This window comes from Paraflavitalea sp., from assembly GCF_059502485.1.
The window spans coordinates 221,279-243,792 of sequence record NZ_JCACET010000009.1 but is presented as its reverse complement, the minus strand read 5'-3'; the positions used below and the strand labels follow the sequence as shown (position 1 = coordinate 243,792).

Below are 22,514 nucleotides of genomic sequence, written 5' to 3'. Positions count from 1 at the left end.
CTATAATGGTAAATATATAGCTTTGCGCAAAAAGAAGATGGCATTTTCCGGTTTGGGTTTATCGGCACAGTTAATAAGGGCTATAGACGAGCAGTCATTTACACAGCCTACACCAGTGCAGCAGCAGGCTATTCCTGCTATCTTACAGGGAAAAGATATACTCGGCATCTCTAAAACCGGCTCTGGCAAAACTGCCGGTTATGTATTGCCTATACTGGAATTGTGCCAACGCCGGGTAGAAAAGAAAGACAGGCATGTGCGGGTGCTGGTAATGGTGCCAACCCGTGAGCTGGCTATACAGGTAAATGATGTTTGTAAAACTTTCTGCGCTCATCTGTCGAATAAAATAAAAACAATGGCGGTGTATGGTGGTGTTTCCATCAACCCGCAGATGATGGCTTTGCATGGCATCGAAATATTGATAGCTACACCAGGCCGGTTGCTTGATCTGATAGACCATAAAGCAGTGCACTTGTCACAGGTAGATATACTCGTGCTGGATGAAGCCGATCAAATGCTGAACCTTGGTTTTAAAGAAGAGATGGACAAGGTGTTTCAGCTACTGCCGGCCAAACGCCAGAACCTGCTGTTCTCTGCGACTGCCAGTGATGATATTAAAGATATGCAGCGTCACCTGCTGCACCAGCCGGTAACTATTGAAGTAATAGAAGAAGAGCAAAGTATTGAACTGATTGAGCAACTTGCCTATCATGTAACCGAAGAACGAAAGGGGCCGCTTTTACGCTACCTGATCAAACAGGAAAATATGAAGCAGGTGCTGGTATTTACCTCTGCCGTAAGAACGGCAGATAACCTTACCGGCAAACTTATCAAAAATAAGATACAGGCAGCTTCTTTGCACGGGCACCTGAGCCAGACTGGCCGTCTTGAAACACTGCAACGCTTTAAAGCAGGCAAGCTGCGGGTACTGGTAGCCTCTGATCTTGCTTCGCGGGGTATTGATATTCCACAATTGCCTATAGTCATTAACTACGAACTGCCACGTTCCCCCAAAGATTATATTCACCGCATCGGCCGTACCGGCAGAGCCGGGATTCCGGGCAGGGCTATTTCACTCATATGCCCTGTTGACCAGCATCATTTTGGCATCATCCAGAAAAAGATGGGGAAAAAAGTAGAAATACTGGAAAGTGACGATATTAACCTGCAGGGCTTTTAATCAGTAGGGACCGTCGGGTACTGTTTGAATCCGATACTTTCCCTGTTTTTCCCTGGCGGGTGAAAATGGATCTTCGTTTGCTGCACTTCGTCAATCGCGATGAGATCATCGGTGTCGCCCAGCACCTCATCAATAAAGCCAAACTGCAAGGCCTCGAGGCTATTCATATACCTGTCCCTGAGAAAAAGTGCTTCAATTTCTTCCCGGCTGTGGCCGGAAAATTTTCCCATCAGGTAGAATATCTGGTTTTGCAACCGCTCCTGCTCCTTGTACGCGATGCGGACATCTTCTGTATATCCTTTCGCGCCTCCGCCTGTCGGGTGCATATGGATGGTGGCATGTGGCAGGGCGTAGCGCTGTCCTTTCGCACCTGCCGTCAACAGAAAAGTACTCATGCTGCCGCAGAATCCCATCGCTACGGTGGACACCGGTGATTTCAGCTTCCGCATGGTGTCATAGATGGCAAAGCCACCATAGACAATGCCGCCCGGGCTGTTGAGGTAAAGCATGATGGGGCTGTGATTTTCGCTATCCAGGTAGAGCAGCTGCGCTACGACCAGGTTGGCGACATTCTCTTCGATGGCCGTTCCTAAATATACGATGCGCTCCTTCAGCAGCAGACTATAAATGTCGTAGGCACCCCTGGTGGCGCTGTCAATGACGGTTGGGATGATCATATCAGGTAAAGATTGTGTTTAATTGATGTGCAAAACCGGTTTCCTCCATGAGTAGCCTGTAGATCGCTTCCAGCCGGAAGCGCTCCTGCCTCCGGGCATATTGATGTACCAGCCGGTGACAGGTGCGCTGCGCCTCGACCTTTTCGGCGAACGCCTCGTCCAACAGCATTCTTACTTCCACCTCTTTTGCTTCGGCTTCAGGGAGCTTCTGCAGCAGCCACTGGTCGATCAAACAGATCTCATTCAGTTCAGGGCGCATAAGCTTTGTTTGTTTTTATTTCTTTCCGGACCTTCTCCAGGCATTTGTACTTCTGTACAGTGGCAGACCTTGTGCCATTGAAACCAAAGCGGGCCGCAATGTCCTGCATAGAGCAATGGTCATAATAGAAAGCCTTCAATAACTCCAGGCATTTCTTCCCGCTTCTGACAAGCGATGCCCGGAGGTTTTGCTCTCTTTTCTCTATGTCCTCATCCTCTGGTTCCGCAGCATCGAACGTTTCAGGCAGTGCCACCGTTGCTCCCCGTGTACGCAGCCAACATATCCTGGCTGTCCCAAACAGGTATGCTTTCGGCGATGAATGCAGCTGTAGCCGTCCTGCTTTTTCTTTTTCCATATAGATCAGCAGTGCGTCATGAAAGGCGTCTTTTGCTTCTTCAAGGGTCCCACCTTTTCGCCGGATCATCCGGGCGACGTCCGGGAAACTGTCCCGGTACAGCTGTATGATCGGGTCTTCTATTGGTGTGATCATTTCAAGTGCTGTTTATTAATAAGTGTCTAAAAAGGTAGGAAGATCACCGCGGAGCGCAAAAAAAAGTATGATGACTGGCGTCGGACAGATTTTACATTCGTTTACAAAGGTTTTACCACGCTTTTACCACTCCCGCGAGCGGACACTGTAGGTTTGTTTCAACAACCCGGGCTTGCTTGTTTCCACTTTCATCATCACACAAATCAACATCTTATGCGATCTATCTTATTTTTCGTCTGCGTATCCTTGTGCCTGGCCGGTGCCGTCGCCTGCCGGGATAGTTCAGCGGCAGCTATCGCTGTCCCTACAGTTGCTGTTACAGCGCCGGCGCCTGCTCCCCCGGTTGGAGGTGCAGTGGGTTTTGCCCTTGTTATACCACAAAGTTTTGTCAATTGGAAGGGCGCACATGCTATGGGGAAAAATGGGCATCAAGGCTATATTAAACCCCTGACGGGCACCTTGGCTTTCGATACCAGTGGCGCTATCGTAGGAGGCTATTTTGAATTGGATATGAATACCATTACGCTTACTGACAAGAATGACACAAGCAGCGACAACGGAATAGTATCGCACCTGAAAGACCCTGACTTCTTTGATGTGAAGAAATACCCTAAGGGTACGTTTCAATTAACCAAAGCAATTAAAACTTCCAGCGATGCTTCTTATTATATCACCGGGCAACTGACCTTGCGAGCCATTACACAGGAGATCCATTTTCCGGCCACGATCGTTAAGAATGGGGAAGATATTGTTGCCACTGCATCCGTCACCATAGACCGTACGAAATGGGGGATCACCTACCAGTCAGGTAGTATATTGGGAGCCCTGAAAGACGAGTTGATAGAAGATAAGATACCGGTGTCGATGGCTTTGAGGTTTCGCCAGCAGTAGGAGTAACTCAATATTTAAATACGCGCCTGATCTCATCGAGGAAGGCTTCCTTCTTCCGGCGGCTGATCTCTATCTCTGCCTTATTGCTCATGATGACACTGCCGCCTTCTCCCCGCTGATACTCGCGTACGTGGAGCAGGTTGATGAGAAAAGACTTATGGACCCGCAAAAAAGTGGTACTCCGCAACAGTTCCTCGTATTCGATCAACGCTTTGGAGACGAGCACCGTTTTGCCTCCTTCTATGTGAAACAAGGTATAGCTTCGGTCCGCCTCGCCGTAAATGATCTCTGACAACTTAACAATGATGAATCCTTTTAAGGTAGGCAGGCATAGCCGCATATCGGCGGGCGTGCCTGCTTTTTCCAGGTTGTGCAGCAGTGTGTCCGACTGCGCGCCTTTCTTTTCTTCCCGTATGCGTTTTTCAGCCCGCTGTACTGCCTCTATCAACCGGTCTTCGTCTACCGGCTTCAGCAGGTAATCAACTGCGCTGAACTGCAGGGCCTGCAGCACATAATCATTGAATGCGGTAACGAAGATCACTTCAAAGGAGTTCGTGTCCAGGTCCGACAGCAGATCGAGGCCCGACTTGCCGGGCATCTGTATATCGAGAAAAACAAGGTCTGGTTGCAATGTATTGATGCGCTCTTTGGCCACGGCTGCGCTGGTAGCCGTGCCTGCTACCTGTACCCCGGGGCAATGCTTTTCCAGCATGCGTTGCAAAGTACGCAGTCCATCCATTTCATCGTCTACAAGAATAGCTTTCATATAGAGAGTTTAAGCTGTTATGATATTCAATTCCAGAATGGCCTTTGTACCAGTCTGGTGTCCGCCCACTTCCTTCAGGTCAACGATGGACAAGGTACAGGCCGTATGGTATTTTTCATTGAGGATATGAATTCTTTTGCGTAGGTTTTCCAGGCCAACGGACCGGTGTACAGTCCGGCTCTCCCTGCGCATTTGTTCTGCCTGACGAATGCCGATACCATTGTCAAGGATAATGCACCGCAGCCGGTGGTCCGATACCTGGAAGCATACTTTTAACCTTTTTTCCCGCTCTGCAGGCATTAATCCATGCCAGATAGCATTTTCTACCAACGGCTGTATCATCATGGAAGGGAACAATAATTCCGCTGCATCTACAGACTCTTCCATATCGATCCCATAACTAAAAGTGTGGTCAAAGCGAAGCCGCTCCATGTCCAGGTATGCTTTGAGGTATTGGATATTGTCGTGCAGCGTAACAAAGGTTTCCTTGGAATGTTCCAATGTCATGCGGATCATCAGCGCAAACTTGCTGAGGTAGCGCGACGCGGTATCGTTGTCGCCTTCAAGGATCATCCGCTTGATGCTGTTCAGCGCATTGAACACAAAATGTGGGTTCATCTGCGCTTGCAGGGCCGACAGCCGGGCTTCTGCCAGTTGTTCATTAATACCCGCCAGTTCCTGTTGTTTGGCCTTCAGGGATTGATTAGCTTCCAACTGTTTAAGGGTGTTGCCCAGGAGGGTGGCAATCGTTGTCATCATTTTAACATGCCTATCATTGAAATAGTGTGCCTGGCTGTGCTCACTATCGATCACTCCCAGCAGTTCGCCATTGTGAATGATGGGGACCGTTAGTTCACTCAACCGGAAACAATCATCTATCCGGTAGCGCGGATCTTTCCGGGTATCATTGACAACAAGGGGCTTGCCCGTAGTGACGACATGGCCTACAATGCCCTGACCCGGACTTACGGTAAAGCCGGTTGTCTTTACCACGCCGTTCACACTTTTCGGACCATACGCTGCGCGCTGTATCAGTTGAGTCTTATCATGATTCCACAAATAGATGATGCAATCTTCATAATGCAGACTGCCGATCAGTCTTTCCGCCACATCCGACAATATTTCGTCTTCCGTTCTTTTGCCAGCCAGTGAAGTGGAGAAGTAATGGGTGATCTGCTCCAATTCAAACTGCGCTTTGTAATCATCTGCCCGTAGTTTCTCCATTTGCGTGTTGACCATTTCCTTTTTGCGCGCTACCGATGTGCGCCAGCGCACCAGCCTATAGACAAGCCACAGCAGCACCAGGCCACTGACGATGATAAACCAGGTGCTGAGCCAGAACGGTCCTGCCACGTTGATGTCCAGCCTGGCTACTTGGGCGGGCCAACGATGGCTGTCCGGGCTTACGCGTACCTCCAGGCGGTGCCGGCCAGGCGACAGGCCGGATATGGAAAAGGACGATTCTGTGCCAAGTTCCACCCAGGTACTATCTTCCACATCAGCCAGCCGGTAAGCATATCGCTGGGAGGCGCCATCAAAAAAATTGATAGCACCCACGGCTATGTTCAACTGCCGCTTGTTCCAGGAAGTCGAAACGGTCTTAGCAGGCAAATACGTAGGAGTATCGCTGCCTACAATTACCTGTTCAATAAAAATCCTGGGTGCCATGGCGCTCCTTGAAATTGCGGAGGGATCGAAGCGCGCAATGGCATCGGCAAATCCGATATAAAGCATGTGCTGCGCACTGTCATAATAAAATCGGGAACCTCTGTTGACGGGAGAGGCCGGAAATCCATCTTCTGGTCCGTAATTACGTATCTCGTAGTTGTTGATATCTATGGAAGAGATGCCGGAATAACCGGCCATCCATACTTTACCATTCAGGTAATACAATGCCGAGAGCTGATCATGGGGAAGGCCATTCTTTTTGGTAAAATGCCGGAAGGAACCTGTTTGTGGTGAGTAGGCCACGAGGCCGTTGTTCTGCACACTGATCCAAATCGTATGATGGTTATCGAATGTAAAGGCGGCTACCTGTTTGTCCGGTATTTTGATAAAAGGGAAGGTATCGATGTAGCGGTCATATTGCTGCAGGCGTCTGTTGTACCGTGCCAGACCGTGACGTGCCATCCAGATATTCCCCTCTTCGTCTTCTTCAATGGCGACAGGGGCATCCAGCAGCCTGGGCAAACCCGGCAGGATATCAAAGGTGCGGGTGGACGCCCGGTACCGGTAAATACGGTGTGCGCTGATCCAGATATCATCATGGTTATCGCGGTTGATATTTTGCACCCAATATTGAGATGGTACCCAGCCCGGTGGTGTGAGGGTGGAATGTCGGCCTGTTTGTGGATGGAAGATGAACGGTATGGTAGCTGTCCCGACCAAGATCGTTTTATCCTGCATGGGTAGCAGGGCGGTGATATTGTCCAGTCCCAGACTACCAGCCGTTGCAAAATGAATGAGCTTTTCAAACTGCAGACTGGCCTTATTGAACACTGCCAGGCCCGATCCGCGGGTGGCGGCATATACTTTATCGCCTGTGGCAATCACATCATCAAAAGCGGCTTGCGCCAATTGATTATATCCGGGCATCCGGCCGGTTCGCACCGTGGAGGCAGACAGGCGCTGACGCAGCAATCCTTTGTTGGTGGCAATCAGCAAGCGTTGTTCATGGTCCAGCAACAGATCGTTGCAAACATATTCTTTCAGCGCAGGAACCAGCGATATAACTGGTGGAGCAGTATGACTGCTGTCAAAATGGATCTGCACCAGTCCTGCCTGTTGCAGGGTCACCAGAAACGTATGATCATCCTGCGCGATCAGTCTGGACCGCCAGCCGGCATCGTCCAGCCCTTTTGGCCATGGCGCGCTCACTACTACATTTTTGTTATGGCGCATGTCCAGATAGTGCAGCAACCGGCTCATAGGATCGTACACAAACATTCGCCCGGGTTCTATTTGTATAAAACCGAAGGGTACCTGCGGGTAAGAAAGAAAATGCGCCAGCGCGGGAATTTCTTTATCGCGCAGCTTATGAAAACTTTTGATGGTTTTATCATACAGGTAAAGCCCATCAATAGCGGTGACCAACAGCCGATGATCGTCCAGTTCCAGCATCTTTCCGCCGAATACGAGATGGTTGACCGCCACAAGGGAATCGGGATAATAATCGAACCGGTACACCAGGCTGTCCTGCCTAAAGTGGTAAAACCCTGACCTGGATAAAACGAAGATGTTTCCTGCTGTATCGCCAATGGCCTGCAAAGTCATATTGAATTTGAACGACGACCTCGGGTCCTTATAAGGGATAAACAGGTTTCGGCGCTGGCCGGTTTTCGTGTTTATAATGTGCACCCCCGATCCTATCATGGCGAGCTGGTGGTCGTCGAGTCTGCAAATGCCCATCAGTTCCTCCGAAGGCAATGAGCCGGCATCGTCTGTGCTATGGTATTGTAAAAAACGATGACCGTTGAAGCGATTTAATCCCGACCGGGTAGCGATCCATAAAAAACCGATGGAGTCCTCTGCTATGCCCATCACCGAATTGTGCGACAATCCCTGTTCTGTAGTGTATTGTGCAAAATCACGGTTTTGTAATGGTTGAGACAGGCCGGTACCGGCCCATAGCAATAAGATGGTTGATAGTAACAATAATACTTTATTCATGGACACAGCGGATGACCACTAAGTTACTAATTACCCCGCAGCGGATAACATGACCACAGGTCTTCCCATGGTGGGGCCGTCGCAGGGAGCATCAGGACCGCCGTTCATGGCCCGGGTTCCGCCGTTGGTTGTTCCCCACCATCCAAATATTCATGGCAGCCTCACTCCTTTCGGAAGAAATATGCCGCCGCTGGGAAAAGCGGGTCCCACAACGCCTGCAAACGATAGTAGGTTTGCAGTACGAAAAACGAATAACACATGCCAAAATATATTATCGAAAGAGTGGTGCCAGGTTCAGGAGCACTTACAACACGGTCGTTGCAAAAGATAGCCCGCTCCTCTTTTGACGCCATCACACAAATGAGTCATCGTATTCAATGGGTAGAGTCCTGGGTAACTGCCGATAAGTGGTTTTGCCTGTACATTGCGCCAGATGAGGATACCATCCGCGAACATGCTACGCTGGTTGGATTCCCGGCAGACGCTATTTATGAAGTAATGGCGCGGGTAGACCCTGTCACCGCGGAAGGTCATATCCCCTGGCCTTCCTTTGGCCTCGATGATTGCTGACAACTGTCCATTCATTTTTTAACCATAAAGTATAACCATGAAAGTTTCATCAAACAGGATGAAGAAGTTATTTATTGTCTCATCCGCCGCCAGCCTGCTGTTGATTATGACAGCCTGCAAAAAAGATCACATTGATAATTCCCCCTCCGGCGACGATGTTATTGAAAAGTATGTGCCGAACCTGCCGGCTGCAGCCGTACAGCAACTGAAGGATGCCAAAGAAGCCACGATGCGTTACCGCTCCCTCAAGGCTGCCATTGCCGACGGCTATGCAGATATCAACGTGGTGACGCAGAACATGGGCTTTCACTACATGAAAGCGGCACTGGCCGACACGGTGTTCGATCCTAAAAAGCCAGAGATACTGGTGTACAACAAACAGCATAACGGCGACACTGCCCTGGTGGCCATCGAATATGCGGTGCCCATTCCATTGATGCCTAACCAGGCGCCTGAAGGTTTTGCCGGTGGCGCCGACACCTGGACCTACAGCACTACATTCAACTTATGGCTGCTGCACGCCTGGGTGTTTGAGTACAACCCGCTGGGCGTTTTTACACCTACTAACCCTAATGTACACCTTCATTGATGCTTAACTTTTAAATTAGTAATATGAAACAGTTATTTATTGCAGTCTTATTAGCCGGTATCTGCGCACTGCATGCACAGGCGCAGTCCAATACGATAGCCAGCCATCTTTACCTCGACATTCACCGGCTCGTGCCCGGACAAGTAAAAGCTGCTGATGTGGCTGCTGCTCATCAGAAAGACCTGGCGGTGCAAAACAAATACAACGTACGTTTTATCAAATACTGGGTAGATGAAAAGCAAGGCCTGGTATATTGTTTATCCAGCGCACAGGACTCTGCGGGTATCCGGCAAACTCATCGGGAAGCGCATGGCCTGCTGCCTTCAGAGATCATGTCCGTGAAAGACGGCAAAGCTGGCAAGGAAACAGCGGGAAAGACCTATTTCCTCGATATCCATGAACTGGGGGCCGGTAACGTGAAAGCAGCCGACGTGGCAGCGGCCCACGAAAAAGATCTGCTGGTGCAGCAGCAGTTTGGCGTCAACTTCATAAATTATTGGGTGGACGAGCAACGTGGTATCGTGGTATGTCTTTCACAAGCTATGGAAGCAGATGATGTAGTGAAGACACACAAAAATGCACATGGATTGATACCGGTGTCCGTGACGCCGGTAAAACAGGGTCAATAGTTCAGAAAGGGGTGTTATGATGAGCAAAGGCCGTCTCTAAAATTACCTGAGGCGGCCTTTAATATCTTAATCCTGTTATTACAATAAAAAGTATGCGTATCCAGAAGGCGTTAATCCTTCTTTAATCTGCGATTGGGTTGTAAATTGCGGCGCCGAAAGACTACGGCACCCGAACCAGCATCACAACCTATGTATCGCTTTGTTGTACCCTTACTATTGCTTTTTGCAATGCCTATCCTGTCCTATGCCCAAAAGGAACCCGCTATCCTTTGTGGTCAGCAAACCATTACCCAAAAGCTGTTCCGCGACAATCCCCTGCTGAAGCAAAACCACGATCGCGCAGAGCAACAACTGCAAGACTTCAATATCGCCGTCCGCAATGGCAAGTCCAGGATGCAACGCACGGCCGCCGTCGTTTCCCTGCCAGTAGTAGTGCACATCATTCACAACAACGGTATCGAGAACATCAGTGACGCCCAGGTACTTACCGGCATACAACACCTCAACGAAGCGTTTGCCAATACCGGCTACTATGATCCGGCAGATGGCGTGAATACCCAAATACAATTTTGCCTAGCCCAGCGCGATCCCAACGGTAACGCGACCAATGGTATTACCCGCAATGTATCCACTTATACAGAGATGGGAGGCGCGGATTATTATTCCGATGACCAGAACGTGAAGAACCTCAACCGCTGGAACCCTAATTGTTATATCAATATCTGGCTGGTACGAACTATCCCCGGCTCTGTAGCCGGCTATGCCTACCTGCCTTCGGCGCACGGCATGAGCATGGATGGTATTGTGATGGAAGCCACTTTTTTCGGCGACTCATACGCCAGCAGTACGGTCACCATCCACGAGATGGGACACTACCTCGGCCTCTACCATACTTTTGAAGGTGCCTGTAAGAATGATGATTGTGCGGTAGACGGCGACAGGGTTTGTGATACGCCGCCCGATCAGTCCACTGCTGTTGCCAATTGTGCTACCGGCATGAACAGCTGCTCCACCGATAACTTATCAGGCTTTGGTACCGATGTGAGCGACCTGGTGGAAGATTATATGGACTATGGCAACCTCAATTGTATGAAGGTGTTTACCCAGGGACAGGCCGACCGGATGAACTGGCATATCCAAAACGTGCGCAGCAGTCTGCTCAACTGCAAATCTTGTATGAGCCCCTGCCCCACCCCCATTACGGCCAACTTCAATTCTTCGGCTACCAGTGTTACTGCAGGTACGAACATTAACTTCACCAACAGCTCCACCAATGCTGCCGGTTATGAGTGGTATGTCAACAATGTGCGACAGGCCACCACTACTCAATTCTCGTATACATTCAATGCTGCTGGTACGTATACTGTGAAGTTGCGGGCTCTTTCCAACAGTTCCTTGTGCAGTCCGGGAGAGAAAACAGTTACTATTACTGTTACCTGCCCTGCCAATGCCGCCTTTACACCTTCGGTCGTTACTGCCCCACCCAATACCAGCATCAGTTTCACGAATGGCAGTAGCGGCGCCACCAACTACACCTGGTACATCAACGATGTGCAGCAAGCCACCACCACCGACCTAACTTATACTTTTATCAGTGGCGGGTTTTACAAGATCAAGCTCATAGCTGCTGCTGGCGCCTGTCGCGATTCTATCACCAAACTTATCCGCATCAAGGATGCCTGCAATGAATATACTTTCCGTAAATCGTATGGCGGCACCGGCATCGATATGGCACATGATGTGCAACCAACCACCGATGGTGGTTATATCCTTGCCGGCAGCACCACCAGCTATACCGGTTCTTCAGAAGCCTTCCTGCTTAAACTGGACAACCAGGGCAATCAGGTATGGTTCCATTTCTTTGGTGGCACAGGCGCTGATTTGTTTAAAAAAGTGATCGTCACCAGCGATGGTGGTTACCTGGCCGTGGGGCAAACCAAATCCTATGGTTATACGACCGGGGCTGTGATGGTGGTGAAGACCGATGCCACCGGCATGGAAGAATGGCATCAGTATTATGGGGAGAACTCCGCCAACGGTGAGATCGGTAATGGTGTCACTGCTACCAGGGATGGAGGCTATGCCATTGCAGGGTCTCAAAACGCAGGCACTACCGGTATCACTGCGAATATGTTGGTGTTCAAGATCAATGCAACAGGTGGCCTGCAATGGTCGAAAGTATATGGCACTGCCGATACTGACCATGCTACCGACATCATCGAGGACAACGGTGACCTGATCGTTGCCGGTTATACTGCCAGCGGAACGGTTTTCCAGGATGGGGTGCTTATGAAGCTGAGCGCTACCGGCACGTTGCAATGGACAAAGATGTATGATATCGGCTTCCAGAACAGTTATATGAGCACGCAGATCTACCGGCAAGGCAATCATTACCTGGTAACGATGCCTACCTACAACGACCTCACGCTGACCAACGGCCGCCGGCTGTACGCCTGTAAGATCGACCTACAGGGCAACCTGCAAAGTGTTGTTGTTGCCGGTTCGGGTAATACCCCCAATAACAGCAATGAACTGGCCATCCCTTTGCCGGATGGCGGCATGATGACCATACAGGGTGAACCGGGCACAGTCAACAGCAGCCTTTATTTCATGAAAGCCGATGCTTCCCACAATTTCGAGTGGGGCAAAAGGCATGTAGACCCTGCCCGGCAGGAAACAAAGGCCCTGCGGCAAACGGCAGATGGAGGGTTCATCTCCGTAGGGCATATTAACACCGGAGGGAATACAGATATTTATGTGGTAAAAACGGATGCAAGCGCCAATATCCCCAGTTGTACGGTAATACCGGGCGCGGACGGCCACCCGGTCAATTATTTTTCTACGACCACACTCAACTGGACAACGAACCGTAATGCGAGTTTTCCCCTGACACCTGCGGCAGTAGTTACAGGACAGGTCACCATAGCTATGCGAAGTATTTGTGCTTACAGCACGCCCTGTTCGGTGCCGGATTCCTGCTCCCAACACAGCAGCTTCCGGAAAACGTATGCTACTTCAGGTAACGAGGTAGCGAAAGACATCGTTGGCCTGTTGGATGGCAATTACATCATGGCCGGTGAAATGACCGCGCCAGGCAGATTGGATCTGGATGCGGTGCTCGTCAAGATCAATATTTATGGCGATACGCTCTGGACAAAACGGTTTGGCGGGCAAGGCAATGACGGATTTCTGCGCGTGCGGCAATCCAGCGATGGAAACAGCATCTATGCGGTTGGTTATACAAATTCCTTTGGCGCTCCACAGCGTGCCGCCTATGTGGTAAAGGTCGACAACAATGGCAACTTTCTTTGGTACAATACCCTCGGCGGTAATTCAGCAAATGGCGATATAGCTAACGATATCACGGAAGGCAGAGATGGTGTTTTATATATTGCCGGCACACATAATACAGGTCCCGCTTCCGATATGTTTATTGCAGACCTTACTGCTTACGGTGGCAATGGTTCCTATATGTATGCCTTCGACAATGGCGGCGAAGAAGTGGGTACCGGTATTTCTGCTATTAACGACTCCGTGATGATCACAGGTTATATGCGTTCGCAGTATTTCAATGATGCCTTTGTCGTTAAATTTAATACGGACTACCGGACGGTTGTTTGGTCCAAAAAGTTCGACCGATTGCAAGGGAATGATGTATTTGACCGCATTTATAAAACAGGCGCCGGATTCCTGGTCAATAATACCTACGGCACAGACTTTAACAACAACGGCTTCAAGCATGGTATTGTGCAAATGGATTTCAACGGCAATATCACCAATGCCTGGATGAATACGACAGCCACTGTGCACAACGGACCCCATTCGCTGACTCCCACCATCGATGGCGGCTTTGCGGTGGTGGAAGCCACCAACAATGCCAATAGCGATGCTTACCTGTATAAGTTTGACGCGAATGGCAACCGGCAAATGGGCAAGCAATTTACCCAGCCTGGTATGGAGCAGATGCACCACGTGGTACAACACGACGACGGCAGTTACCTGATGGTTGGTACCGCTCCCACCGAGATGTTTGTCATTAAAACGGATGTAGCCGGTAATACGGCAGGCTGCGGCACCGACAGCAGTGATGCCCTGCTATCTTCCTCTCCCATGACAGTACAATCCTTCACTTGGAACAGTGTTGCCAACATAGGCAATTTCCCCTTTTCTGAGACAAGGGCCGATCAGTGGACGGTTCCGGTGGTAACCACTGCCCTTTGTAATTATGCTCCGTGTGAAGTGCCCGATACCTGTGATACCTATACCTGCGATACCGTCTTTATTACGGGAAGGGATACCACTTGCGTGCTGCCTGGCAATACACAAGTGTATACCGCGCACCGTAACGCCAACTGTACAGGTACTATTACCTGGACGGTTGATCCGGTTTATGCAGACATTGTAGCCACCACTGCTACCACCATTGAATTGCGATTCAAGAAAGCTGATAGCGTAATGCTGTATGCTGAGATCGTGAATGACTGCCGGATCATAAAGGACAGCATGAAGATCTACCTGTTTGCTTCTCCCACATCGATCGATCTGGGGCCAGACAGGCAGTTGTGTCAGGTAAGCACCTCCGTGCTACGGGCAGGTGGCGGGTTCCGGTCTTACCGCTGGCAGGATGGTTCTGCCGATTCAATATTTACAGCTTATAATGCTGGCACTTACCATGTTGAAGCATACGACTATTGTGGTAATGTATACAGGGATACCATCGTGATCAGTCAGGCGCCCGCGGTTGCTTTTGATCTTGGTCCCGACCTGCTCATTTGCGACAAGGATACAGTTGCAGTTACTGCTCCGGCTGGTTTTACAAACTACCGCTGGAGTGCCAATTATAGAGTGAACAGCATCTATGGTCAAACGATAAAGGTATTTACAGACACCGATACGCTGTATAGTGTTACAGCAGAGAAAGCGCCTGGTTGTATTGTTACAGACACCATTCGTATAGCCGTGAAGAAGGTACCGGTGATCGATCTTGGCAATGATACCAGCTTTTGCAAGGGAGGTTCTTTTACACTGGACGCAGGCACTGGGTTTAGCAGTTATACTTGGAATACACAGGCCACTACACAACAGATTACCGTGGCGGCAACAGGCAGCTATACAGTTGCTGCCCTGTACTCCAATGGTTGCTATGCACGGGATACGCTGGTGGTGAGCCGGGGGCGTGGATGTGCCAATAAATTCTATATCCCCGATGCCTTTACACCTAATAATGATCATCGTAACGATGTGTTCAGGCCTGTGATTGATGGTCAACTGGCGCAATTCAGGCTCACTATTTTCAGTCGCTGGGGAGAAAAGATATTCGAAACCACCAATGCTACTATTGGCTGGCGGGGGGATTGGAAGGGCCAGCTCATGGGCACGGGCAGTTATGTGTGGGTATGTACGTTCCAGTTTGAGGACAGCGACCAACCGGTTCAAACAAAAAGAGGTCTTGTTACCCTTGTGCGCTAACTATAAAGCAAGGTCATTCGCTATTGAACTTCATATTGCTCCTTAAAGGTTAGTGCTTTTCCTTTTTGGGAAACGATTTTCTGGAGCGTTGCCAGTAAAAGCATGATGCCGAAGTCGCACATATCATTCAGGTGCTTCATGTATTCATGCAGGTCTCTGTCTATATTCTCGAAAAATGGCTCACGCGCCACTTCCATGGAGCCATGTACAAACTGGCTTCTCAAATCATACAAGGTATTGATCTTCTTCCTGAGTTCATTTTTGTGGGTGGCAGGCTCTCCCAAAAAGAGGAAGATCCTGTTGCGCAATGTGTTCAATACCGCATCTTTGGGCGTATCATATAAGGCCTCCAACGAGTGTGTTATCCATAATAAATTCGCAGGAGAAAACGGGCCATCCCCTTTGCCAAAGTTTATGAGGGCAAAAATGCATCGTTGAATATTGGTAGAGGCTTTGGCTTTTAAGATAATATCAAGGCTCTTATACCAGTCTACTACCTCTATCAGGGGCATAAAGGCCACTTTGGGCCAGTGGTTTAATTCTCCGGTTGTTTCCCAAAATGTCTCGAATGGGTTGGAACTCAATGAAACATTGGATGGACCCATTTCGTAGGTATTACTTTCTATGCATTTGAGTTCTGCCTGGAAAATATTAAAAGTTCCCGGAGCTGCGATATTCATGGTGATGTACATCATTTCAATAAACCGGATAATAAAGTATTCAGAGAATGACTTCATCAATGTGGGGTTACCTTGTATATGAATGATCAGCTCATCTGCTTCGTCGATGGAAAACTCAAATTGTGACTCAAATTTGCTCCAATCTGTAGTAATCACAATTTTGTCCTGCCCATAATAGAATTCAAAGACAGAAAATATTTTACTTGCCTGCACCCAACAATCTAACAGATGTTGCTCGAAGTCCTCAGCAGGTTCATATGTGAAAAAGTCAGGAGGAGAAATAGTGATAGAATACTTTTTACTGGCAATCTTAGCTGATTTGCTCATATAGGTTTTATTATTACTAAATGCAATTACCGGTAAAATAAATATAAACCATTATGGTTAAAAAGCCCATGGAAATTATTTGCTGATTGCCGTATTTAGATCATATTTGAAGGATGCATAAATACCTCCTTATTCTTTTCTTGTTATTAGTAACTCATCACGTACATAGCCAATCGATCAATGCAAAACAAGGTAAGCTGCTTGACAGCCTGACGCAAGTAGCTACCGGGAATTACTATACCGATATTCATAGCATTATAATTGCAAAGGATGGGAAGCTGCTATATGAAAAGTATTTCAACGGATGGAACAAAGATTCTGTGCACGATTCCCGTTCGGCTTTTAAATCTATTACCAGTCTACTGGCCGGTATTGCTGTCGATAAAGGGCTTATCAATGTGAACCAGAAGGTATACTCCTTCTTTCCTGAGTACAAGAACTTCTCCGGCAATAATACCTGGAAAAAGGACATGACGATTGCGCACCTGCTACGCATGGAGTCAGGGTTTGACTGCGAGGAGTTTGATGGCGATAAAGATTGCGAAACCGATATGATGGGGTCCAAAGACTGGGTTAAGTTTTCCCTCGATCTTCCTATGAAGTACAAGCCGGGTACGGTTTGGGCCTACATGTCGAGCGATCCTATGATCATCAGCGGGATCATTAGCCGGGTGTCCAAAATGTCTATTATGGACTTTGCTAAGAAGTATCTGTTCGATCCACTGGGCATCAAACATTACAGATGGACAGTTGATCCCAGCGGGCATGGCATGACGGCCGGTTCGTTTTATATCCTGTCTTCCGATTTTGTGAAAATAGGTCAAATGATACTTCAGAAAGGAATGTGGAAGGGACAAAGGATCGTATCTGCGGCCTGGCTCGCGCAATCCACCCACGCGCCTATTCCTATCAAGGATTTCTCGTTTACCAAGTTTAGTAAGTCTGCTGTTGCCATTCCGCAGCCTTCTTATTATGGCTACTATTGGTACAAAGAAGAGATCAGGACGAATGCCTTCCGGGAAAATGTACTCTTTGCATCGGGCAACGGCGGCCAATACCTGATGGTGATCGAACGGCTGGGTCTCACTGTCGTTTTCACGCAAGGGAACTACAACTCCTGGAAAGCCAAGAAAGCGTTTGATCTCATGGCAAGGTTTATTATTCCTGCTTTCGAGCCATGATCGATCCGGTAACTGTGATTTAAAATGCTGCCCGCAGGGCTATGATGAAATTACTTCCCGCTGCCACTATGCCCGATGAATAGGGCCTGTAACGCTGATTGGTCATGTTTTCCCAACCTGTCGTTACCAACAGATTTTGTATAACCTGATAAGATGCTTTCAGGTTTAGTGTATACCATTCCGGCGAATAAGGTTTGCCATTCCCGTCTATTGCGTAGATGTTGGTTTTTTCCCGTTCAGTCGGCGCGAGGTCTTCGTAGCTTATTTCGCTATTGTATATTGCAGTAGCTTCAAGGGTGAGCTTATTTTGTTTGTAACGCAGAGAACTGCTGCCGTAAAAGGGTGGCGCATGACGTAGCGGCACCTGCTCATCTTTTACATCGTCGGTTTCTTTCCCTTTGATCCAATTGGCATGTGTTTGTAATGATAAGTGCTCTGTAAAGAAAACTTCAAGGCCTGCCTGTAGACCCCAAACAGATGCCCTTGCTATATTTTGCAGTGCTTCCACGCGGCTTGGTGTGCCACCAAAATCAATGCTGTCCTGCCCATTCAAAGTAAACGGGCGGCGAACGATCGCATTGTCGAGGATCGTGTAGAAGGCATTTAATTCCAGGTTAAACTTCTTGTCTATCTTTTTGATGATCCCTGCTTCGAAATTCCAGGCATATTCAGGCGTCAACCCGGGATTGGGGATCGTGATATTGCCTGGAGTGCTTTCAAACAGTTTGCCTATATCATCCACATTCGGCATGCGGTAGCCGCTTGAAATATTTCCTTTCAATTGCCAGGTGGCCGACGGGCGGTATACCAATCCCGCACTACCGGTAAATGCTCCATCTTTCAAGTCTGTCTTCCGGTAGGGAAATTTAATAAAACCGGTATCGAATGATGCGCTCAGTGTATTGTAACTATACCGCAGGCCAGTGGTTATTGTGAGCTTAGGTGCAATGTTGATCTTATAGCTGCCATAAATACCTGCTGTGCTCCATTTGCTTCCATCGGGATACCTGCTTACGTAAGGATTCGATATTCCGGTGTTGATATTGGTTGTTACGCCGGTTGAACCGACATTGTTGTGCACATATTCAAGTCCATAGAAGAGCTGGCCTTTGCCCAGCATTTTATTAGCATCGACATTTATGCTGATGGCGTCAACTGTTTCGGTTTGTGTATTCCTGTTCAGGTTGTTCCGTTGCCGGTCAGTCCGGCTTTCTTTATAATCCTGGTAGCCAATTACAAGTCTTACTTCATCGTATACCGGGCTTTTCTTATTGTAAAGTACCTGCAGACTATGCATGCGCCACAGCATAGGACCGTAGTACCATTCAGCAAACCGCAGGTTCCCATTTCTGTATAGAGTAAGCCGGTCGTATCGTGGTGCATCACCGGTGCCGGCATAGGTAAAGCTGTATTGGAAGTTCAGGTGCTCGTTGGGTTTAAAGCGTACCTTTTGCAAGAAGTTCCATTGTTCGTAGCCACTGAAGCGTTGAATAAGCGGATTACTGTTGGGTACGATTGCGTCTGCATTGTTTTCTCTTACTACGTATTCCGGGCGAAGATAAGTTGGCGCAGGTCCATGTTTACCCATTTTAAGATCATCGAATTTACTGTAAGAAACAGATGATAACAGTGCCCACTTTTGCCATCCGATATTTACATCGGCGTGCAGGGTGTTCTCCCTGTTAGCAGTGGAGTATCTTGCCAGTGCGCTTCCTTTTATCAATGTCTTTTTATCAGTAGCGAGGCGCGGCTCCAGGGAATGAAAATCCATTACGCCTCCAATAGCGTCGCTGCCGTAGGTGAGCGAACCGGGACCAAAGACCACTTCAGCGGTTTCTATGCTTAGCGGGTCAATGCTGATCACATTCTGCAGGTTACCGCTTCTGTATATGGCGTTGTTCATTCGAACGCCGTCTACTACCAGCAACACGCGGTTGGTGGCAAAACCTCTGATCATAGGGCTGCCTCCGCCAAGCTGGCTTTTTTGAATAAACACCGTTCCTGTCTGTCCCAGCAGGTCGGCTGAAGTTTGCGGATTATTGCTGATGATCTGAGACCGGCCTATCTTATATATCTTATTGGGTATTTCACTCATCTTCACCTCCCACTTGTTGACTGAAACAATTACTTCTTCCAGTTGCTTGTGTGTGGAAGTCGTGTCAACCTGTGCAAACGAAAACGTGTAGCTACAAAAACCTGCGATGGAAAGTATTGTCTTTTTCATTTCAGTCAATATAAACCTATCTCCGCAGTTTCTTCCGCTTCGAAAGCGGCATTGTTATCAACTTGTTAATTGGTGATTATAACTGGCCAATATCATTTCGCTGTCAATACATCAATAAAAACTACTTTTAAAAGATCACTATTGCCGGGCCAGAAGCTTGTTCTGGCCCGGCATTTCCTGAACTTAAAGCAAGTGACATGAAAGTTATTATTCCGCTTACGTGCAGTCTGTTATTTTCGGCAACGGTGTATTGTCAAAACGGTCTTTCGACAAATACAAATCCGGAGGCTGCCAGGCCCGTGAAATATGATGTTTCGCCACGGCTGGCTTTAGTGTTGCCTTCTGCTGAAGATAGCCTCACACCCCCATCTCCCATAGCTGCTATAACAAACCGCGCCATCGACAAAGCGCCGGTGCAAAAGACAAGATTCGCGAATGCCAATGTTGAGCAAAACTATTTCGGTAAGCGTGCCGCGCCTGAACTGCTGACGAGTTTTGAGGGGCTTGGCGAAGGTTTTCAGGGGCCACAAGGCACGGCTACCATGCGTAATCCTTCTGATAACACCCTTGCTGTTGGCCCGGACCATATCGTGCAAATCGTAAATACCAGGATGGCCATTTTTACGAAGAAGGGCACCCGCTTTGAGGAAACGGGAAAGGTATTGTATGGCCCTGGTGAAACGAGGAATGTTTTCAAGGGCTTTGGTGGTCCTTGTGAAAAGATAAACAATGGTGATGCGGTGGTGCGCTATGATCAGCTTGCCGATCGCTGGCTGATCGTGATGCCTACTTTTACGCGCGCGCTTTCGCGGCACGATAGCTCTGTAAAACTGCCGCAGCCCGGCAAGGCTGAGTTGCTGTATCAGCCACCGCCATCGGTAGGCGATACAGCCCAAATCCGGAGAGTTAGTCCCCGGCCCCCGGCAACGGAGGGAAGTACTTATTGTATGTGCTATGCCATCAGTACCGGTCCCGATCCTTTTGGCCCTTACTATCGTTACGAGTTTAAAAGGCAATTGTTTCCTGATTACCCGCGCCCGGCGGTATGGCCAGATGGTTATTATACTTCTACCAGCACAGGCGATGGCGTAATCGAGCGGCATGCTTATGTGGTGGACCGGGAGAAAATGCTGAAGGGTGAAGAAGCCACTGAGCAATCTTTTATTATTAAGGATGTCAACTTTTTGATCAATGCAGACCTGGATGGTAAACAACTTCCTCCACCTGGTGCGCCCAATATTATGATGGCCGCAGGAGGATCGCAATTGAATAATAATTTTACCGATGATGGCATTTATGTGTGGAAGTTTCATGTGGATTGGAAGGACCCTGCCAAAACGAAGCTGGATGGTCCGGTGAAGATACCTGTAGCGCCTTATACTTATTTGTGTAATGGCCAGCTGACCAAATGCGTACCGCAGCCGGGTACGGATGTGCGGCTCGATGCGCAAGGTGATAAACTGATGGCGCGCCTGGTGTATCGCCGGATTGGTAAACAGGAATCCATTGTTGGTCTGCATTCTGTGAATACTGCTTCCGGTGGTGGCGGGGTGCGCTGGTATGAGTTCCGGGTAGACAAGGACCGGAATGTGAATCTTTTCCAACAAGGCACTTATGCTCCCGACAACAACTACCGATGGATGGGCAGTGTGGCCATCGATGGAAAGGGAAATATTGGGATCGGCTATTCTTTTGGTGGTGCGTCGCATTTCCCGGGCCAACGTTTTGCAGCGCGTCTGGCGGGTGATAAAAAGGGTGTACTGACTTTGAATGAAACGATCTTAGTGGTGGGTGAAGCTGCGCAAACGTCTACGCTTCGCTGGGAGGATTATACGCAAACGGCCATCGATCCCAGCGATGACAGAACGATCTGGTATGTGGGGGATTACCTGAAAGTGAATGCCAAGAATTATTCAACGCGGATAGGCGCCTTCCGGATAGGAAAATAAACCTGATCCGATGATTGCCCTGTTTTGGGCATGAAACCTGTAAGTCAATGGCTTACAGGTTTTTTAATATAACAACACTCCTTTTCTGCTCAGGCTGGTATGCTTATTGAATGTGCTGCCTGTAATTAAATAAAATCCTCATTTATGAAGAAGCAGTTAATCACCTTGTTGTTTGTTGCAAGTGTACCTCTATTGATGACAAGCTGTGTGGCTAAAAGAAAGCTGGTAGCCGCCCAGGGCACGATCAGCAGCCTGCAGGCGGATAGTACGCGGCTCGAGCAGAAAATAGCCGGTCTGCAAACGGAAGTTTCCGGTCTTAAACAAAACCTGGCTGATCTTAACCAAAAAATGGATGCCAGCAATCGTGCAGCCGCAGGCACCATCGCCAGTCAGAAGAATGCTTTGCAAAAGAGTGAGCAGGAACTGGCAGACCGTCAACGTAAACTGGAATCTCTGCAATCATTACTGGAACAACAAAAAAAGAATGCCGATGCGCTGCGCCAGAAAATGGCTGATGCGCTTGTCAAGTTCAACTCCAATGAGCTGAGTGTGTCTGTAAAGAACGGTAAGGTGTACGTGAGTCTGCAGGAAAATCTTTTATTCCCTTCCGGCAGTGCGACCGTCAATACGAAGGGAAAGGAAGCGCTGGGTAAGCTTGCCGAAGTGCTGAATGCCAATCAGGACATTACTGTAAACATCGAGGGGCATACGGACTCTATTCCTATCCGCACCCGGTTTGAAGACAACTGGGCGCTTAGTACCGCCCGGGCTACCAGCATTGTGCGTATTCTCACCAAGGACTACCAGGTAGATCCGGTGCGTGTAGTTGCTTCTGGTCATAGTCTGTATGATCCGGTGGATGCAAACGCCACGCCGGAAGGAAGGGCGAAGAACAGGAGAACTGAAATTATTTTATCGCCCAAGCTGGACGAATTGTATAAGTTGATCAATGGTTAGACCGGAA

At 48.7% G+C, this 22,514-nt stretch carries 16 protein-coding genes; 9 read left to right on the top strand and 7 right to left on the bottom strand.

Translation table 11 applies throughout. The features are described 5' to 3' along the window. Positions 1-22 precede the first annotated feature (22 nt). Positions 23-1,180: a DEAD/DEAH box helicase gene (locus tag AC5JBY_RS16820; protein ID WP_495905786.1), complete on the top strand. Its 1,158-nt coding sequence runs from the start codon at positions 23-25 to the stop codon at positions 1,178-1,180. Here AC5JBY_RS16820 and AC5JBY_RS16815 read toward each other — a convergent pair. The 3 genes from AC5JBY_RS16815 to AC5JBY_RS16805 are packed head-to-tail and all read right to left on the bottom strand — an operon-like array spanning position 1,177 to position 2,606. After that, positions 1,177-1,857: a ClpP family protease gene (locus AC5JBY_RS16815; RefSeq protein WP_495905785.1), complete on the bottom strand. Its 681-nt coding sequence runs from the start codon at positions 1,855-1,857 to the stop codon at positions 1,177-1,179. The genes AC5JBY_RS16820 and AC5JBY_RS16815 overlap by 4 nt on opposite strands. Before the next feature lies 1 nt (position 1,858). After that, on the bottom strand, positions 1,859-2,116 hold the full coding sequence (locus AC5JBY_RS16810) for a hypothetical protein (protein WP_495905784.1): 258 nt from the start codon (positions 2,114-2,116) through the stop codon (positions 1,859-1,861). Beyond that, positions 2,106-2,606: an RNA polymerase sigma factor gene (locus AC5JBY_RS16805; RefSeq protein WP_495905783.1), complete on the bottom strand. Its 501-nt coding sequence runs from the start codon at positions 2,604-2,606 to the stop codon at positions 2,106-2,108. The genes AC5JBY_RS16810 and AC5JBY_RS16805 overlap by 11 nt, the downstream gene beginning before the upstream one ends. 213 nt (positions 2,607-2,819) lie before the next feature. Between AC5JBY_RS16805 and AC5JBY_RS16800 the strand changes: the two genes are divergently transcribed. Beyond that, positions 2,820-3,497 carry a YceI family protein gene (locus tag AC5JBY_RS16800; protein WP_495905782.1) on the top strand — a complete coding sequence of 226 codons (678 nt, stop codon included), beginning with the start codon at positions 2,820-2,822 and terminating at the stop codon, positions 3,495-3,497. Between the two features lie 7 nt (positions 3,498-3,504). Here the strand turns inward: AC5JBY_RS16800 and AC5JBY_RS16795 are convergent, their stop codons facing one another. Then, positions 3,505-4,263, bottom strand: a complete 759-nt coding sequence (locus tag AC5JBY_RS16795) for a LytR/AlgR family response regulator transcription factor (RefSeq protein ID WP_495905781.1) — start codon at positions 4,261-4,263, stop codon at positions 3,505-3,507. Between the two features lie 9 nt (positions 4,264-4,272). Then, complete coding sequence (locus AC5JBY_RS16790) at positions 4,273-7,932, bottom strand: sensor histidine kinase (RefSeq protein WP_495905780.1); 3,660 nt, start codon at positions 7,930-7,932, stop codon at positions 4,273-4,275. Positions 7,933-8,190: 258 nt separating this feature from the next. On the opposite strand from AC5JBY_RS16790, the gene AC5JBY_RS16785 reads away from it, so the two are divergent. The 4 genes from AC5JBY_RS16785 (at position 8,191) to AC5JBY_RS16770 (ending at position 15,189) form a co-directional block, all read left to right on the top strand. After that, the gene (locus AC5JBY_RS16785) at positions 8,191-8,502 is read left to right on the top strand and encodes a DUF4242 domain-containing protein (protein ID WP_495905779.1); all 312 of its coding nucleotides are present in this window, start codon (positions 8,191-8,193) and stop codon (positions 8,500-8,502) included. A gap of 37 nt (positions 8,503-8,539) precedes the next feature. After that, positions 8,540-9,091, top strand: a complete 552-nt coding sequence (locus tag AC5JBY_RS16780) for a hypothetical protein (RefSeq protein WP_495905778.1) — start codon at positions 8,540-8,542, stop codon at positions 9,089-9,091. 23 nt (positions 9,092-9,114) lie between these two features. After that, positions 9,115-9,720, top strand: a complete 606-nt coding sequence (locus AC5JBY_RS16775; RefSeq protein ID WP_495905777.1) for a nickel-binding protein — start codon at positions 9,115-9,117, stop codon at positions 9,718-9,720. 228 nt (positions 9,721-9,948) lie between these two features. Beyond that, complete coding sequence (locus AC5JBY_RS16770; protein ID WP_495905776.1) at positions 9,949-15,189, top strand: M43 family zinc metalloprotease; 5,241 nt, start codon at positions 9,949-9,951, stop codon at positions 15,187-15,189. Between the two features lie 20 nt (positions 15,190-15,209). On the opposite strand, the gene AC5JBY_RS16765 is transcribed toward AC5JBY_RS16770, so the two are convergent. Beyond that, positions 15,210-16,196, bottom strand: coding sequence for a hypothetical protein (locus AC5JBY_RS16765; RefSeq protein WP_495905775.1), 987 nt, complete (start codon positions 16,194-16,196; stop codon positions 15,210-15,212). Between the two features lie 113 nt (positions 16,197-16,309). Between AC5JBY_RS16765 and AC5JBY_RS16760 the strand changes: the two genes are divergently transcribed. Next, positions 16,310-17,377, top strand: a complete 1,068-nt coding sequence (locus AC5JBY_RS16760; protein ID WP_495905774.1) for a serine hydrolase domain-containing protein — start codon at positions 16,310-16,312, stop codon at positions 17,375-17,377. A gap of 19 nt (positions 17,378-17,396) precedes the next feature. On the opposite strand, the gene AC5JBY_RS16755 is transcribed toward AC5JBY_RS16760, so the two are convergent. Beyond that, positions 17,397-19,601: a TonB-dependent receptor gene (locus AC5JBY_RS16755; RefSeq protein WP_495905773.1), complete on the bottom strand. Its 2,205-nt coding sequence runs from the start codon at positions 19,599-19,601 to the stop codon at positions 17,397-17,399. A 197-nt stretch (positions 19,602-19,798) separates the two neighbouring features. On the opposite strand from AC5JBY_RS16755, the gene AC5JBY_RS16750 reads away from it, so the two are divergent. Both AC5JBY_RS16750 and AC5JBY_RS16745 read left to right on the top strand, forming a co-directional pair. Further along, positions 19,799-21,550: a hypothetical protein gene (locus AC5JBY_RS16750; protein ID WP_495905772.1), complete on the top strand. Its 1,752-nt coding sequence runs from the start codon at positions 19,799-19,801 to the stop codon at positions 21,548-21,550. A gap of 144 nt (positions 21,551-21,694) precedes the next feature. Beyond that, on the top strand, positions 21,695-22,507 hold the full coding sequence (locus AC5JBY_RS16745) for an OmpA/MotB family protein (RefSeq protein WP_495905771.1): 813 nt from the start codon (positions 21,695-21,697) through the stop codon (positions 22,505-22,507). Positions 22,508-22,514 lie beyond the last annotated feature (7 nt).